We start from the raw sequence: 17,178 nt of genomic DNA on the forward strand, positions 1-17,178 counted from the left end.
GGCATAGAGTTGAGTATTATTTTGTTTGACCACTTTAAAGATACTCATTTTCTGCGATATACAGAAAACTCTATGCCTTCTTTTATACCCTCTTATAAACTTTCATGCTGACTTGCGAAACTTAAATTATTAATCTTTTATGATTTTCAGATAGGATTTGGGAACCTTGACACTTGCCGTCAAAAGGTCTTTGATGCGGATTACAACGTATGTTTTATTGGCTTCGACGGCAACCTCACCTTCAATGCCGCTAAGTTCTCCTTTGATAACCTTTACTTTATGCCCGACAGTAAGCATTTCGCTATCAAGGCTGACACCGTCAGGATTCAAATCCATCACGAACATAAAGTCCTCCATCTGCTTATCCGGCACCACCAGCATGGAATGCGTGGAAAGGTCCTTCATATAAAAAAGAGGGACATTATAAATGTTGGAAATATCGCAGGCCGTCTGTTTGGTGGAATGAACAAATACCAGATTACGAATTACCGGAACTTCACTACGTTTACGACGATACTTCAATTGAGAAACCACAAAGCGCGTAGGAAGGTAATAGTCAAGGTCCAAATGCTCTTCCGATTTAAGTCGGTCTAAAGATTTCCGGACTGTGAATTCTTGCTTATCACGGGTGCGAGCCGCAAACCAATACTTCTGTTGTTCAGCCACTTAGGATTTTTCTTTCGAATGAATTAGCTCAGTTGCGGGTGCGCTTCGCGGTTTGAACGAGACATTTTCCCACCCAAACCGTATTGTACACTTTTGCAATGATAATAGGCTATTAAAGAAGATATTAGACTCATAGAAGTGTCCAATAAACGTTCGTTTAATGAACGCCTGTTTTCAAGAAAAGAAGCAAAGACTTAAAAATTGAAAAGGAACAGAACTTTAATATTTAAAATATTAGGTGTATGCTATTGTAATTCAATATATTGAAATAAGATAAAAGCTGTTTTGAAAATATTTTTATTAAACATTTTGTTAGTTCAAAAAATACAGCTTATCTTTGCGTTCATTAAACGAACGTTTAAAAAACACCTCGCCATTCCCAATATATAATCTTACTCAAGCTTCACAAGTTCAATTTGCTGATTTCAGCCCATCGTCTGGAATATATTTTCCACGCCTTGAAGAAATCCATTTTGGTGTCAGTTATAAGCAATCTGTTCCATTTGCCATGCTGAGTCCTTCGCACACGAAAAATTCTTACCGGTACACCTTCGAACGTGGGTCAAACATGATGCAGTTGCATTTGAGCTTTCTGCTATACTTCTGCAACCTGAGCTTCTTGCCGAATTTTATAAGCACATGGGACGTAAGGTCGCCGTGTTCGGCATCGTGTTTTGTCTTGCCGTTCTTGCCTACCTTATCATGCCGAGCCAACGACATCTGACGTGGCGGCTATGGATAAACCGGACAATCTCCTTATTCGTAAACCAACTGTCTGCCAATACATAGCTGAACTTTATACCCCGGTGTACAGCCCGCTTTACCATCTCTCCGACGATGGCGAAGTCAAGAAGAATCTGAGAGACACCATCGGTGACAGCCGCACAGAGACAAGTCTTTGATATCCGAGAGAAAAAGGAATAATTTTGTGTACCGGCATCGGCTCTGAGTAATTTTATGCCTCTACCTCTGAGAATCTGTACTTACGAAACATAAATTAATATCATGTCATGCAGGATATTAACAACGTGTGATACAAAAAACAAATATCGTGTCGGCAGGATATTAACTTCCTGCAAACACGATATTTACTTCTCAAATCCGACTCTCCTTTCCACAGATGCCAATTTATACTTCGGCAACAGTCACAAATCTTAAAAAAGGTGCAACACAAAGACTTAAAATATAACAAGTGTTACAAACACAGATTTTATACCCATACGTATCATCCCCGACTCTCCCAGCGAAAAAAACTATGTCTCAGCATAATCAAGCTAATGCTTGTTTCTGCGCTTGACTTTTTATATCTTTGCGTTGCTTTTTGCGGGTGCAAGCACGCATAAAGCAACTTAACTAACAATAAATCAATAATTAAAAACAGAAAATTATGGCAATGCATACATGGTTTGAATGTAAGATCCGTTACGAGAAAACAATGGAAAATGGAATGAATAAGAAGGTAACGGAACCATATCTGGTGGATGCCCTCAGCTTTACGGAAGCGGAAGCACGTATCATCGAAGAGATGACACCGTTCATTTCGGGAGAATTTACCGTATCGGACATCAAACGCGCCAACTATAGCGAATTGTTCCCCAGCGAGGAAGAAGCTGCCGACCGCTGGTTTAAATGCAAACTGGTATTCATCACACTGGACGAGAAAAGCGGTGCGGAAAAGAAAACCTCTACCCAGGTATTGGTGCAGGCAGCCGACCTGCGTGATGCAGTGAAGAAACTGGATGAGGGCATGAAGGGCACAATGGCTGACTACCAGATAGCATCTGTAGCGGAAACTGCCTTGATGGATGTATATCCGTATAGTGCAGAGCCCGACGACAAACCGGAAGTGTAACTCGCAATGTGCCAATGTGCTAATATACACATTGGCACATTGCCTCATTAACCCCCCAAGACGATGATTGCAGAGAATTTAAAACAAATACTGAGCGAACTGCCTGAAAAGGTACGGTTGGTGGCTGTTTCCAAATTTCACCCCAATGAGGCGATAGAAGAAGCGTATCGTGCCGGCCAGCGTGTGTTCGGAGAAAGCAAGGTGCAGGAAATGACCGCCAAATACGAAAGTCTGCCCAAAGACATAGAATGGCATTTCATCGGGCATCTGCAAACAAACAAGATAAAATATATTGTTCCTTACGTAGCGCTGATTCACGGCATAGACTCCTACAAGCTGTTGGCCGAAGTGGACAAGCAGGCTGCCAAAGCCGGAAAAACCGTCAACTGCCTGCTGCAGTTGCACATTGCCCGGGAAGAAACCAAGTTTGGATTCAGCTTTGACGAATGTCGGGAAATGCTGGCGGCTGGTGAGTGGAGGAAGCTCAAGCATATCCGGATATGCGGATTGATGGGCATGGCCACGAATACGGACAATGACGAACAAATCAGAACAGAGTTTTGTTCTTTAAGCAGCTTCTTCAATGAAGTGAAAGCCAAATGGCTTGCCGATGCAGAGTCATTCCGGGAACTGTCCATGGGAATGTCTCACGACTACCACGAAGCCATTGCAGCCGGAAGCACCTTGATACGCGTAGGAAGCAAAATTTTTGGAGAAAGAAACTATTAACCATAAAAGATCATTATCATGGCAACATTAGAAACTACTTTTGCAGGGTTGAAACTCAAAAACCCCATTATTGTCAGCAGCTCCGGACTAACAGACAGTGCCGCCAAGAACCAAAAACTATCTGAAGCCGGCGCAGGTGCCATTGTGCTAAAATCACTCTTTGAAGAGCAAATCATGATGGAGGCTGACTGGATGGGAGACCCGAACATGTACCCCGAAGGCAGTGACTATCTTGTAGGATATATCCGCGAACATAAGCTGGGTGAATATCTGAACCTGATCAAGGAAAGCAAAAAGGTTTGCAATATCCCCATCATAGCCAGCATCAACTGCTATCAGAATGCTGACTGGGTGGAATTTGCCGCAAAAATAGAGGAGGCCGGTGCAGATGCACTGGAAATCAATATCCTTGCCCTGCAGACGGATGTACAGTATACGTACGGAACCTTCGAGCAGCGCCACATCGACATCCTGAGCCACATCAAGAAGACGGTCAAGATACCTGTCATCATGAAACTGGGCGACAACCTGACCAACCCAATAGCCCTGATAGACCAGCTGTACGCCAACGGCGCCGCTGCAGTAGTGCTGTTCAACCGTTTCTATCAGCCGGACATCAATATTGAGAAAATGATACAAGTATCAGGCAATGTATTCAGCAATGAATCTGATTTGTCCAAAGCCCTGCGCTGGATAGGCATCGCTTCGGCAGCCGTAAACAAGCTCGATTATGCAGCTTCCGGTGGCATCCACTCACCCGAAGGTGTGGTCAAAGCAATATTGGCAGGTGCTTCGGCTGTAGAGATATGCAGTGTGCTTTATCAGAATTCGGCAACCCTCATCGAGGAGTATATCCGTTTTCTCAATGCGTGGATGGACTGCAAAGGCATGGAAACCATCGGCCAATTCAAAGGTATTCTGAACGTAAACGACCCGAAGGGAGTCAATACCTTCGAACGTACGCAGTTCCTAAAGTACTTCTCTTCGCATGAATGAGGCAAAAGGGTGACAAGAAGACAATAAAAATGAAAGGGTGATAACACTACAACGATGTTATCACCCTTTCATTTTATACTATACCTTATCTTCTATTCCTTCTTATCCAGTACCTCAAAGCAGGAATTCTTGCTCACGAACTCCGGAACAATATCCTTCATAGCAGCAACAATTTTCATCTGGTCATAAGTATAACTTACATCAATCAACTTCTGGATACGCTCCTTCACCTCGTCATAGTCATACTCACGTACCGTGGCAATCATTATCTTTTCATGATGGGTGGGTTTTGTGAGCTCCTTCACATTGAGGAGTTCCTCATAAAGCTTTTCACCGTGGCGGAGACCAGTAAACTCAATCTTCACATCTGTGCGACCGGAAAGGCTAATCATACGCTTGGCAAGGTCTACAATCTTCACCGGCTTACCCATGTCAAAGATATAGATTTCACCGCCGTTGCCCATACTGCCGGCCTCAAGAACAAGACGGCAAGCCTCGGGAATGGTCATGAAGTAACGGATTATCTCAGGATGGGTCACCGTCACCGGACCACCACGCTGAATCTGGTCGCGGAAACGGGGAATGACAGAACCGTTGGAACCCAGAACATTACCGAAACGCGTAGTGATGAACTGAGTGGCACGGCCTCCCTCCTTCTGCAACTTCTTCGCAAGAGACTGCACATAAATCTCGCAGATACGCTTGGAACAACCCATCACGTTGGTAGGGTTGACAGCCTTGTCCGTAGAAATCATCACAAACTTCTCGGCACCGTATTTCACAGCAAGATCGGCCATGGTGCGCGTACCGAATACGTTCACCTGGATGGACTCGGAAACGTTGTCCTCCATCATCGGAACATGCTTGTAGGCGGCCGCATGGAAAATATACTGGGGCTTGAACTCCCTGAAGATGTCCTCCATACGCGTAGCATTGGAGATGTCGGCTATGATGGTCTCGGTATCGATGTCGCGCCAACGATCCTGAAGTTCCAGACGGATGTCGTGCAGAGGAGTCTCGGCCTGGTCTACTAAAATAAGCTTATAGGGATTGAACGAAGCCACCTGACGCATGATTTCGCTGCCGATGGAACCGGCGGCGCCCGTAATCATCACACGCTTGCCCTCCAGATGAGAGGCAACCTTATGGATATCTATCTCAATGGGATTGCGCTGAAGCAAGTCCTCAATCTGGATTTCCTTCAGCTGCGTGGGGCTCAGCGCCTGGCCGTTCCACTCGCTCAAAGGGGGTGCGGTCATCAGTTTGATGTTGTGCACCAGCAGGCGGTCAGCCATGTCGGACTTCTTCAGTTCCTCCATCTTGGCAGGAGAAATGATGATGGTCTGCACATCACGGTCGTTCAGCACATCAATCAGCGTATCATCGTTGGGGAACACCTTGACACCCATCATCACCTTATTGATAAGCTCAGGTTCGTCCGCAATGAATCCGCGCAGGCGATAATGGTTGCGCAGATTGACGCGCAATGCCTTGGCAATGTTGACCCCGGCTTCCTTGGCACCGTAAATAAACACGTTGGCACTGTGAGTACCGTCGAAGTTCAGCGCCTCGAAAACAGTTTTGACAACTACACGAGAACATGCCATCATGGCAAAATTGATGATATAGGACATGAACAGCACACTGATTGGAGCCAAGCGGAATTCCAAATAGCTTGCCGTCAAGACACTCATTATCATCAACAGCGCATAAGAAACCGTCAATGCCACAAAAATGCGCAAAATATCCACAAAGGAAGAAAAGCGCAATACATTAGAATACGTGCGGAAAACGCGAAAGAAAATAAGATTGACAACTACCGTCCACAGAACAGTCTTGTCAATGGTAGAAGGTTCCAAAAAGATACTTCGGAAATCATATCGGAGAGCATAGGCCAATATGCAGGATATGACGATAATAAACACATCAATTAATAGAATAGTCCATATCGGAAGCACTTTTGCGGAAAGATACCGATGAAAAAATGTTTGCTTCATTTCATTTGACAGTTTTGTTTTAGATTCAGCAAAGATACACTATTTTAATCAAAACAGACAATAAATCGATAAAAAAATGTTATAACAATATTTATCGTCCATAAAGAAATCATCCCGCCTCCCCCCGTTTTAGCAGTCGGAAAGCGGGATAAAAATAGTTTTATCTCGAAAAATACGGATTCGTTACATTAAGTTACTTGCCAATTCGCTCAACTGGCTACGTTCTCCTTTCACCAGATTAACATGAGCAAACAAATTCTGTTCTCTCATACGGTCTATCATATAGACAAGCCCGTTGGACTGACTGTCCAGATAGGGTTGGTCTATCTGCTGAATATCACCGGTAAACACCATTTTTGTGCCTTCGCCAGCACGAGTGATGATAGTCTTAATCTCATGTGGGGTCAGATTCTGGGCTTCATCAATAATACAGTACGTCTCGCTCAAGCTGCGCCCGCGGATAAAGGCTAATGCCTCGATAACCAATTGTTCACTTTTTTGCATATCCTCCAAGCGTTTCACTTCGGAGGAATTGGTAGCGAACTGATGCTTGATTACATTCAAATTATCGAACAAAGGCTGCATGTAAGGAGCCACTTTCTCATTGGCATCACCGGGAAGGAATCCAAGGTCTTTATTGGATAGGGCCACGATGGGACGTGCCAGAAGAATCTGCTTGTAGTCGGTAAGTTTACCCAATGCAGCGGCCAGTGCCAGCAGGGTCTTGCCGGTTCCCGCCTTACCGGTCAAGGCAACCAGCTTGATGTTGGGGTCGTTCAGCACCTCAAAAGCAAAACTCTGCTCGGCATTGCGCGGTTCAATCCCATAGTTCTTTGTCTTGTTGACCCGGCAAATCGAATGGGTAAAGGGATTATAACGTGCAAGCACACTGCTGCGGTCACTCTTCAACACAAAGCATTCATTGGGACGAATGATGTCCTCAAAATCGAACTCGTTAATGTCCAGTCCCTCTTTGGAGGAATAAATGCGGTCTATCAGCGCAGGTTCAATGCCCTCGAACACTTCATTCGACTTTTCGAATATATCCACATTGATTACCTTATCATTAATGTAGTCCTCACACAGCAGACCAATGGAACGCGCTTTCATGCGCAGATTCACGTCTTTCGTAACAAGGATGGTTTTCATTTGGGGCTTTTGAGTGGAAAGCCAGTCCGCCACCGACAGAATCTGATGGTCGGGAATACGTTCGGGAAAGGAATCACGTACCCGAGGAGAGTCCACCATGCCTGCCACCACAAACAGGCGGCCCAAACCCTCTCCCAATGGCGCTCCTTTGGTGAACAGATTGTCATCGGTAATCAAATCAAGCTCACGGACAAACTCACGGGCATTGAAATTAATCTGTTCATTGCCTTTCTTGAATTTGTCCAATTCTTCAAGGACTACGATGGGAAGATAAATGTCGTTCTCTTGAAAATTTTTCAGACAGTTATAATCGTGAAGAATCACATTCGTATCAATCACAAAATTTTTTTTAGCTCCCATACACGTTAGATTTAAATTGTTAATACCTTTGCACAGATTTAAGATAAGCTACCCTGCAAGCGATTTCAAGCAAGCTTGATTGCTTTCGGTTTGCATTATCTTTGTTGCTTTTAAAGATAACAAATTAATAGGGAGAAAGGATTGCTTCTCCGTTAAATATTATAAAAGATGGATTATCAGGACACTTTAACTTACTTATATAACAGTACACCCATGTTTCAGCAAGTGGGCGGCTCAGCATACAAGGAAGGGTTGGAAAACACACTGACTCTGGACGCACACTTCGGACATCCCCACCGCAGCTTCAGGAGCATTCATGTGGCCGGAACCAATGGAAAGGGGTCTTGCTCGCATACACTTGCTGCCATACTGCAAGAGGCGGGATATAGGGTCGGACTATATACCTCACCCCATCTGGTGGATTTCCGGGAACGCATCCGGATTAACGGACAGCCTATACCCGAGGAGTACGTCATCCGTTTTGTAGAGCAGGAACGTGGCTTCTTCGAGCCCCTCCATCCCTCCTTCTTTGAACTGACCACTGCCATGGCCTTCCGCTACTTTGCCGATGAGAAGGTTGATGTAGCCGTAATCGAGGTGGGACTAGGCGGACGCCTGGACTGTACCAATATCATCCGTCCGGATGTATGCATCATCACCAACATCAGTTTTGACCATACTCAATTCCTGGGGAGTACCCTGGCAAAAATCGCAGGAGAGAAGGCAGGAATCATTAAAAGCAATATCCCCGTTGTAATCGGCGAGACCACTCCCGAAACGAAACCGGTGTTTCTGGAAAAAGCACAGACAACGGGCGCTCCCATCTACTTTGCCGAGGAAAATGACCGTGAGGACTATCCCGGAATAGAATACGAACTGAAAGGGCTCTACCAACAGAAAAATGCCCGGACTGTACTTACCTCCCTCCCGCTGCTGAAAGAAGCCGGCTACCGGCTGGACGGACAAGCGGTGCGTAGCGGCTTTGCCCATGTAACGGAACTGACGGGCTTGATGGGACGCTGGCAAAAACTGCACGAATCGCCCACCCTGATTTGTGACACCGGGCACAATGTAGGAGGCATCACCTACATTACAGAACAACTGAAACAGCAGGCTTACCGCCAGCTACACATCGTCATAGGCATGGTGAATGACAAGGATATACGGGGGGTACTGGCCTTGCTGCCCCGAGAAGCGACCTACTACTTCACCAAAGCCAGCGTGAAGCGGGCACTGCCCGAAAACAAACTGCAGGAGCTTGCCGAAGCAGCAGGTCTGGAAGGGCATTGCTATCCTGACGTACCCACCGCCGTGCGGGCCGCACAAGAAAAAAGCCTCCCGGAAGACTTCATCTTCGTGGGAGGCAGCAGTTTTATTGTGGCCGACTTGTTAGCGAACCGCAATGCACTCAATCTCTACTAAGGCGTCTTTGGGCAATGCCTTCACAGCAACAGCCGAACGTGCCGGAAAAGCACCGTCAAAATAGGTGGCATATACCTTATTCATATCAGCAAACAAGGACATGTCTGCCAGGAAAACGGTAGTCTTCACAATATTCGCCATACCTAACCCTGCCTCTTCCAGGATATGCTTTATATTCTCCAAAGATTGGCGGGCCTGCGCCTCCGCACCTTCAGCCATCACTCCGGTAGCTGCGTCAATGGGCAACTGACCTGATACAAATACCATTCCACCGGCCTCAATAGCCTGACTATAAGGGCCTATGGCACCCGGTGCCTTTTGGCTGCAAATCACTTTCTTCATAATTGTCAAAGTTTATATTTATTAATAATCGAATCTACTTTCCTTTTTTGAAACAAAAAAACCGAAGCATATGCAGTATTCCGGAAATCCACGCATTTTATAGATAGAATAACGCAATTTCACTCATAACCTATTATACCTAGACTTAACTCATTTAACTTGGGGAGTTCCCCAAAACAGAGGCTCTGCTTTAGCAGAGCCTTTATTCTATCTCCTCCCTTTACTTGCAATGCTTCTCAATCAAGGCATCCACATTGGGGTCACCCAATTCCTTTGCCTTGGCAAAGCTGGCACAAGCTTCCTTGTCCTTCTTCATCTGCAGCTGGGCAATGCCCATCAGACGATAGCCCTCAGCATATTGGGGGTCTTTCTCCAAGGCAACCTTCAACACATTCAACGCCTCTTCGTAGCGTCCCACGCGAAGATTCACCACTGCCAGTTCGGCACGGTAAGTCAAATCCTCCGGATTCAACTCGATAGCCTTCGCCATATCATCAAGCGCACGCTGATATTGCTTGGCCTTCAAGGCAGCCTGCTCACGGTAATAGTAGAACATGTCGTTCACCTTACCGTTCACGGCATTGTAATAGGCGTCATAATCCAGCATGGCATTGCGCGCCTGGCCTGCATTCATACGGGCTTGTGCACGCTCCAGTAAGTAAGGGGCGGCTTCCTCCGTATAGGGCTGAGTAAAACGGGTCACACAGCTGTCCATCAGAGCCAGTACCTCTTCGGCAGGCGCCTGCATCAGTTCTTTGGTCTTGGCAGCGCTGAAAAAGGTAGCCGGAGATACCAGAACAGTCTTGTTCACTTTATCATAGCTGGCAAACGCCGACGGATAGTCCTGCTTAGCAAACTGGATGTCACCCTCCAACTGGACATAAACCGGAAGTTCGTCAATGGCTATTGCTTTCCGTACTTCGTCCAGAGCCTTGTCGAGCGACCAGTCCTTATAGGTCTTTTCGGGCTTACCCAATACATAATTATAGATTATCTTAGCCCGGTTGTAATATACATCATCCTTCTTTGCGGCAACTTCCAAAGCCTTGTCTACGTCTGTGGCAACCTTATCCATGGAATCATCTTCACGGGACATGAACAGCTGCTGGGAAGCACGGCGCAGATAACCGTCGGCACTGGCAGGATATTGTGCAATGAAATCGTTCAGAATCTCCATATACTTCTCCGGAGACAATTGGGAAGAAGCCATGTAAAGGAACACCAAAGCCTGTTCTTCGGTATCGGGCAACGCCTTCTTGATACCGATACCCTTCAATGACATATCTCCATAAGACAATGCGGATATATTCTGCGACATGGCAAAATTGGCATCGATGGCATAGCAGATGGTAGCCGTATCTTGTCCAGAGGACTTCTGCGCCAGACCGAAAACTTGCCCGTCCATAGTCATCAGCGGACAACTCACCATCTTGTCCTTCAGACGCATATCAAGCGTATAATAGGAATAATTACCGGAAATCTTATCAGCTTCCTTTACTTTCCCGGCAGTGAAGGAACGGTCCTTCTGGGTGGAATAAGGTAGCAGATATACATCCGCACCGACAGCCGGAGCCACAGCAGCCAAAGTGAGTGCCGTGACTTTCTTTCCAGAAATACCGACACGGAACTTGACAACATCGTACATGTCATCGGCTCCCATAATGGCCTCCACCGGCATCTGAGCCCCGTCCGAGCCCACCACAACGGCACGTTGGGCGCCTTTGAACAAGGTATAGTCAGAAAGTGCAACACCATCTTCAGTGACAAAAAAACCGTTTCCGGTATTCAGTATTTTATCGTTCCGGTCGTAGGTCACCACCGAGAAAACGGCACGTTTGGCTTTGTCTACCCACTTCGGGGCTTGCGCCACACTCCACTGAGCCAATAAACAGAGAGTGAGCATTAACAGCAGTTTCTTTTTCATATCTTAGTTGGTTCTTTGTTTCACCGCTTCATAAATCAAAATACCGGCCGCAACGGAAACATTGAGGGACTCGATAGTTCCCAACATAGGAATCTTCACCCACTCGTCACACAACGCCAGGTTGTCATAGGACACCCCTTTGTCTTCGGCACCCATAATGATGCACATCGGACCGGTATAGTCGGCTTTGGTATAGTCATAATCGCCCTTCTCTGTGGCCGCCACAATATGAAAGCCACTGTTCTTGAGGAATTGCAAGGTCTCTTTCAGGCTGTGTTCGCGGCAAACGGGCAGGGTGTGCAAAGCTCCTGCCGAGGTTTTCATGGCATCTGCGTTGACAGACACACTGTTCCGTGCAGGGATAATCACGGCATCTACCGCCGCGCACTCGCAAGTACGGGCAATGGCACCGAAATTACGGACATCCGTGATGCCATCAAGCATCACAAACAGAGGATTCTTGCCTTGCTCGAAAAGGAAGGGTACCAGATCTTCCGTCTTCTGGTAAGTAACTGAAGAGATGAAAGCAATTACTCCCTGGTGATTCTTACGCGTCACGCGGTTGATGCGTTCCAACGGAACGCGCTGTACCGGTATCAAAGTCCCTTTCAAGACAGCAAACAACTCTTTTGACAAATCACTCTGAATGTCCTTCTTTACCAATATCTTGTCTATCTCTTTTCCTGCCTGAATGGCTTCAATCACGGCACGGATGCCGAAAATCATTTCACTGTTATCAACCATGTAGTTATTTACTATTTAACAATTTACTATTTACTATTTGCTACTTCCATCAACGCCCTAGCATTATTCAATGCTGCTTCGGTCAACTTAGCGCCACTCAACATGTGGGCTATTTCTTCCACCCGTTCGTCGTCGGTCAAACGACGGATATGGCTGTTTGTTTCCGTCTCGTTGTCCTGCTTGTACACCTTGTAATGGGCGCGTCCGCGGGCAGCAATCTGAGGCAGATGGGTGATGCTGATTACCTGGCGGTCCTGCTCACCCATCTCCTGCATGATATCTGCCATGCGGTCGGCTATCTCGCCGGAAACTCCGGTATCTATTTCGTCGAATACAATGGTGGGGAGCTTGACAGCACCAGCTATCATTGCTTTAATGGAGAGCATGACGCGGGCTATTTCACCACCCGAAGCTACAGAGGAGATGCTTTGCAATGCCCCGTTCTTATTCGCAGAGAACAAGAAGTTCACAGTATCCGCCCCATGTATGCCCGGCTCCTTGCGGACACCTATCTCTACTTGAAAACGGACATTGGGCATGCCCAACGGTATCAGCCGCGCAGCCATCTGCTTCTCCACTTCGCAAGCAGCGGCAATACGCGCCTTGGTGAGGACGACAGCCTGCTTTTTCACCTTATTATATAAAGCGTCACAACGCGCTTTCAGCTCCTCAATGCGCTCGTCGGACGAAGTAATGGCGGAGAGTTTCGCGGTATACTCATCCGTCAGCGTCAGAAGTTCGCCGACAGTAGCAACGCGATGCTTCTGTTGAAGCGTATAAATCAGATTCAGACGTTCGTTTACTTCCTCCAGACGTTCGGGGTTGAATTCTATTTCATCCTCCTTATCCGACACTTCCTGCGAAATATCCTTCAGCTCGATATAAGTGCTTTCCATGCGTTCGGCAAGTTCTCCGGCAACCGGATAAACCCTCTGCAAGCCAAGCATTGTATTCAAGCATTCCTTCAACCCGGACAACAAGCCGCCTTCATCCGAGTAGAGCGTCTGCCCTACCCGATAGAGTCCGGCCTTTATCTCTTCCGCATGGCTCAGCGTATCTGCCTCTTGCTCCAGCTCCTCTTGCTCACCGACAGACAAGTGTGCCTCTTCCAACTGTTCCAGTTGGAAACGAATATAGTCTTCGTCTGACTTGTCTTGGTTGGCACGAGCAACAAGGGCTTCCAAATCCTGCTGTGCCTCCTTCCACTCTCCGAAGATATTCTGATAAGCAGACAAGGCCTCTTCATTATGCGACAGGATGTCTAGTACATTCAACTGAAATCCCTCCTTGTTCAGCAAAAGGTTCTGATGCTGGGAATGCACGTCAATCAGTAACTCTCCCAATTCCTTCATCTGAGCCAATGAAGCAGGTGTATCATTGATGAATGCCCTGCTCTTGCCCGAAGCGGACACCTCGCGACGCAAGATGCATTCTTCCTCGTACTCCAGCTCATTCTCCTCAAAAAAGAGCTGCATACTGTAAGCGGAAATATCAAAACGGGCCTCGATGATGCACTTAGATGCTCCCACACGAATGGCCTTCACGTCGGCACGCTGCCCCAGTAGCAGACCGATGGCACCTAGAATAATGGATTTTCCAGCACCGGTCTCACCCGTTATCACCGAGAAACCGCTACTGAAGCTGATATCGAGCTTTTCAATAAGTGCATAATTCTGTATGTAAAGCGAACGCAACATAAGGATATTTACGATTGGAAAATTTACTATTTACTATTTCAAAGTCAATTCCTTCACCAGACGGTCCACGATGTCGGCAGCCACTTCAGCCTTGGACTTCAATGGGTAGTCCGTCTTTCCATGGCAATCTATAATACTGATTTTATTGGTATCGCAACGAAAACCAGCCCCCTTGTCGTTCAAGGAGTTCAGCACGATGAAGTCCAGATTCTTGCGGTTGAGCTTGTCTTCCGCATTCATCTGCTCGTTATGAGTCTCAAGGGCAAAGCCTACGAGAAGACGTCGACGGGACGCCGTATCGTTCTTCAGATTACCTAAGAAAGCGGCTATGTCACGGGTAGGCTTCAAGTTCAAACTCATCTCCCCGGTCTTTTCGCGTTTGATTTTTTCATCAGCAACTTGTTCGGGAGTATAGTCTGCCACAGCAGCTGTCAAGATGGCGACATCGGCATGGACGAAGGCTGCGGATGCAGCATCGAACATCTCCCGCGCCGACTCTACCACATGGTATTGGTACATCGGAAAGTAAGTGGTCTGCTGTACCGGACCGGTAATCAGTATCACCTTGGCTCCCCTTGCAGCGCATTCGTCTGCCAAGGCAAATCCCATCTTACCGGAAGAATAGTTGCCGATGAAGCGCACCGGGTCTATCTTCTCATAAGTAGGCCCTGCGGTTATCATCACTGTCTTACCCATCAGGTCTCCCTCTTTGGCAGCAAAGTACATCTCCAGATGGCAGATGATATTCTCCGGCTCCTCCATACGGCCTTTCCCCACCAGATGGCTGGCGAGTTCTCCCGTAGCGGGTTCTATAATATGGTTTCCATAAGAGCGGAGTATATCCAGATTCTTTTGGGTGGAAGGATGGGCGTACATATCTAAGTCCATGGCAGGTGCCACAAATACCGGAGCTTTGGCAGAGAGATAAGTAGTAATCAGCATATTGTCTGCCACACCATTTGCCATCTTACCAATGGTAGAAGCCGTTGCCGGAGCAATCAGCATGGCATCTGCCCACAACCCCAAGTCCACATGGCTGTTCCAGGTGCCATCGCGCTGTGCAAAGAACTCACTGATGACCGGTTTACCGGTGAGGGCAGAGAGCGTGATGGGGGTAATGAATTCCTTACCGGCAGATGTAATGACCACCTGCACCTCTGCACCACGCTTAATCAGTCCGCGAATAATATAGCATGCTTTATAGGCGGCAATGCTGCCCGTAATGCCTAATACTATTTTCTTCCCTTTCAGTATATTTGCCATTTATTTCTGAGTTATTTCATGCAGACGTATTCTAGTCAGCGTAGCTTTGGTATTCAAAGTAAAATCACTGTTCAAAATCCAGCTGTAATAGCCGGGATCACGTTTCAGAACATCGGATACCGACATACCCTTATACTTGCCGAAATTGAATACTTCCACCCCTTTTTCATCGTAGACCATACGGCCCGCAAAGTCCACATTCTTGTTGAAGCTGGAATAGTCGGCAAGGAAAGCCACGTCATTCTGCAACTCCGGATAACGGTCCAACTGCGACATCAGCACCTCGTAAGTGGCACGTGTGTCGGCCTCTGCCGTATGAGCATCTTCCAGATTCTTGCCACAATAGAATTTATAGGCGGCAGACAACGTGCGTTGCTCCATCTTGTGGAAAATGACCTGCACGTCCACAAACTTGCGGCGGCTCATGTCAATGTCCACACCGGCACGAAGGAACTCTTCCGCCAGGACAGGGATATCAAAACGGTTGGAGTTGAAGCCAGCCAAGTCGCATCCTTCAATGTCATTGGCTATATTGCGCGCCACTTCCTTGAATGTGGGGCAGTCAGCTATATCGGCATCGTAGATGCCATGAACGGCAGATGCTTCGGCAGGAATGGGCATTTCGGGATTGATACGCATGGTTTTGGACTCCTCATTCCCGTTGGGATATACCTTTAGGTAACAGATTTCGACAATTCGGTCTGAATTGATATTGGTACCCGTAGTCTCCAAATCAAAAAAGACTATCGGATTTTTCAGATTCAATTTCATTGTTTTTTCGTTTTATAAGCTCTGGCTATGTGAGCTATAAATTATAAGTTTGAATTACAAGCCACGAGCTACAAGTACCGTGCGGCATAATTGCGCAGCCACTTGTAGCTCGTAACTCATAATCCGATTGTAATATTCATCAGTCATTCAGCATCATCGGCATCAGCAACATCAGCAAGTCTTCGTTCTCTTCCTGTTCTACCGGGATGATGACACCTGCACGTGAAGGATCTGCCAGTTCGATAGCAATTTCATCGGCAGAAATATTATTCAGAATGTCAATCAGGAAAGTGGACTTGAAACCGATGCTCATCAGATTGCCCGCATACTGGCAAACCAGCGTTTCTTCAGCCGATGTAGAGAAGTCGATGTCCTGTGCAGAGATGACAATCTGATTCTCCTTCATGCGCAACTTGATAAGGCTGCTTGCCTGCGAAGAGAAGATGGACACACGACGCAAAGCACCGAGCAGTTGCAGGCGATCTACCGTCACTTTATAAGGATTGTTCTGCGGAATCACAGAATTGTAGTTTGGATATCTCCCTTCAATAAGGCGGCACACCATGCGGTAGCTTTCGAGTGTGAACACAGCGTTACGTTCGTCGAACTCAATAGTCACCATGCCTTGTTCCTTCGGTAGCAGGTTCTTCATCAGCGAAGCCGGCTTCTTGGGCAGGATAAAGGCGGCACGCTCGTTGCCCTTGGCAGCCAGTGTCTTGCAACGCACCAGTTTATGACCGTCTGATGCCACCATCGTGATATCCTCCGTTGTGATATCGAAATAGATACCGTTCATCACGGGACGAAGTTCGTCATCAGCCGTGGCAAACACAGCACGGTTGATACCACCCAGCAATACTTGTGCATCCATTTCCACACGTACGGCATTGTCACCCAACATGGCAGACTGCGGAAACTCGTCTGCATTCTGACCCATCAGACTGTATTTACCGTTCTGATACTGTACCGTGATTTCAAGGGAATCCGTATTGATTTCAAAAGTCAACGGTTGTTCGGGAATTTCCTTCAAAGCGTCCAAAAGGGTTTTGGCTGTGACGGCAAAACGACCGTCCATATCACTTTCATTCACTTCCACAGTAGTGACCATCGTCGTTTCACTATCAGAAACAGTAACAGACAAAGTTCCGTCTTGCAGTTCAAAGAGGAAACAATCCAAAATAGGCAGCGCATTCTTCGAATTAATCACGCGGCTGATAGCCTGTAAATGACTGGAAAGCGCAGTACTCGAAACGATAAATTTCATAT

At 46.9% G+C, this 17,178-nt stretch carries 16 protein-coding genes; 5 read left to right on the forward strand and 11 right to left on the reverse strand.

Annotated features, from left to right (window positions below):
- Positions 1-129 precede the first annotated feature (129 nt).
- The gene (locus HU824_RS00855; RefSeq protein WP_136009331.1) at positions 130-666 is read right to left on the reverse strand and encodes a UpxY family transcription antiterminator; all 537 of its coding nucleotides are present in this window, start codon (positions 664-666) and stop codon (positions 130-132) included.
- 537 nt (positions 667-1,203) lie between these two features.
- Positions 1,204-1,386 (reverse strand): hypothetical protein, encoded by a 183-nt coding sequence (locus HU824_RS00860; RefSeq protein ID WP_148356354.1) that lies wholly within the window; start codon positions 1,384-1,386, stop codon positions 1,204-1,206.
- A 14-nt stretch (positions 1,387-1,400) separates the two neighbouring features.
- Here HU824_RS00860 and HU824_RS00865 point away from each other — a divergent pair, with 14 nt between their 5' ends.
- The 4 genes from HU824_RS00865 to HU824_RS00880 all read left to right on the forward strand — a co-directional run bounded on the left by HU824_RS00865 (position 1,401) and on the right by HU824_RS00880 (position 4,243).
- On the forward strand, positions 1,401-1,568 hold the full coding sequence (locus tag HU824_RS00865; RefSeq protein WP_168354272.1) for a hypothetical protein: 168 nt from the start codon (positions 1,401-1,403) through the stop codon (positions 1,566-1,568).
- A gap of 485 nt (positions 1,569-2,053) precedes the next feature.
- Positions 2,054-2,518, forward strand: coding sequence for a DUF4494 domain-containing protein (locus HU824_RS00870; protein ID WP_136009330.1), 465 nt, complete (start codon positions 2,054-2,056; stop codon positions 2,516-2,518).
- Positions 2,519-2,581: 63 nt separating this feature from the next.
- Positions 2,582-3,247, forward strand: a complete 666-nt coding sequence (locus HU824_RS00875; protein ID WP_176467772.1) for a YggS family pyridoxal phosphate-dependent enzyme — start codon at positions 2,582-2,584, stop codon at positions 3,245-3,247.
- Between the two features lie 18 nt (positions 3,248-3,265).
- Positions 3,266-4,243, forward strand: a complete 978-nt coding sequence (locus HU824_RS00880) for a dihydroorotate dehydrogenase-like protein (protein WP_176467773.1) — start codon at positions 3,266-3,268, stop codon at positions 4,241-4,243.
- A gap of 92 nt (positions 4,244-4,335) precedes the next feature.
- Here the strand turns inward: HU824_RS00880 and HU824_RS00885 are convergent, their stop codons facing one another.
- Together HU824_RS00885 and HU824_RS00890 are read right to left on the reverse strand one after the other, a co-directional pair.
- A complete protein-coding gene (locus HU824_RS00885) occupies positions 4,336-6,240 on the reverse strand; it encodes a nucleoside-diphosphate sugar epimerase/dehydratase (RefSeq protein WP_176467774.1) in 1,905 nt (634 codons plus the stop codon).
- A 183-nt stretch (positions 6,241-6,423) separates the two neighbouring features.
- A complete protein-coding gene (locus HU824_RS00890) occupies positions 6,424-7,749 on the reverse strand; it encodes a PhoH family protein (RefSeq protein WP_176467775.1) in 1,326 nt (441 codons plus the stop codon).
- A 168-nt stretch (positions 7,750-7,917) separates the two neighbouring features.
- Between HU824_RS00890 and HU824_RS00895 the strand changes: the two genes are divergently transcribed.
- Complete coding sequence (locus tag HU824_RS00895; RefSeq protein ID WP_176467776.1) at positions 7,918-9,171, forward strand: folylpolyglutamate synthase/dihydrofolate synthase family protein; 1,254 nt, start codon at positions 7,918-7,920, stop codon at positions 9,169-9,171.
- Here HU824_RS00895 and HU824_RS00900 read toward each other — a convergent pair.
- The 7 genes from HU824_RS00900 to dnaN all read right to left on the reverse strand — a co-directional run bounded on the left by HU824_RS00900 (position 9,139) and on the right by dnaN (position 17,176).
- Complete coding sequence (locus tag HU824_RS00900) at positions 9,139-9,513, reverse strand: RidA family protein (RefSeq protein WP_005831379.1); 375 nt, start codon at positions 9,511-9,513, stop codon at positions 9,139-9,141. The genes HU824_RS00895 and HU824_RS00900 overlap by 33 nt on opposite strands.
- A gap of 220 nt (positions 9,514-9,733) precedes the next feature.
- Positions 9,734-11,437 carry a trypsin-like peptidase domain-containing protein gene (locus HU824_RS00905; RefSeq protein ID WP_176467777.1) on the reverse strand — a complete coding sequence of 568 codons (1,704 nt, stop codon included), beginning with the start codon at positions 11,435-11,437 and terminating at the stop codon, positions 9,734-9,736.
- A 3-nt stretch (positions 11,438-11,440) separates the two neighbouring features.
- On the reverse strand, positions 11,441-12,181 hold the full coding sequence (gene rlmB, locus HU824_RS00910) for a 23S rRNA (guanosine(2251)-2'-O)-methyltransferase RlmB (RefSeq protein ID WP_136009323.1): 741 nt from the start codon (positions 12,179-12,181) through the stop codon (positions 11,441-11,443).
- 26 nt (positions 12,182-12,207) lie between these two features.
- Positions 12,208-13,878 (reverse strand): DNA repair protein RecN, encoded by a 1,671-nt coding sequence (gene recN / locus HU824_RS00915; RefSeq protein WP_176467778.1) that lies wholly within the window; start codon positions 13,876-13,878, stop codon positions 12,208-12,210.
- Positions 13,879-13,911: 33 nt separating this feature from the next.
- Positions 13,912-15,141, reverse strand: a complete 1,230-nt coding sequence (gene coaBC, locus HU824_RS00920) for a bifunctional phosphopantothenoylcysteine decarboxylase/phosphopantothenate--cysteine ligase CoaBC (RefSeq protein WP_136009321.1) — start codon at positions 15,139-15,141, stop codon at positions 13,912-13,914.
- Positions 15,142-15,912, reverse strand: a complete 771-nt coding sequence (locus HU824_RS00925) for a 3'-5' exonuclease (protein ID WP_176467779.1) — start codon at positions 15,910-15,912, stop codon at positions 15,142-15,144. It abuts the gene before it with no gap.
- Between the two features lie 139 nt (positions 15,913-16,051).
- Entirely contained in the window at positions 16,052-17,176 is a 1,125-nt protein-coding gene (gene dnaN, locus HU824_RS00930; protein ID WP_176467780.1) for a DNA polymerase III subunit beta, read from the reverse strand.
- Positions 17,177-17,178: the final 2 nt, after the last annotated feature.

It is taken from the genome of Bacteroides sp. L10-4, assembly GCF_013373675.1.
Taxonomy (GTDB): Bacteria; Bacteroidota; Bacteroidia; order Bacteroidales; family Bacteroidaceae; genus Bacteroides; species Bacteroides muris.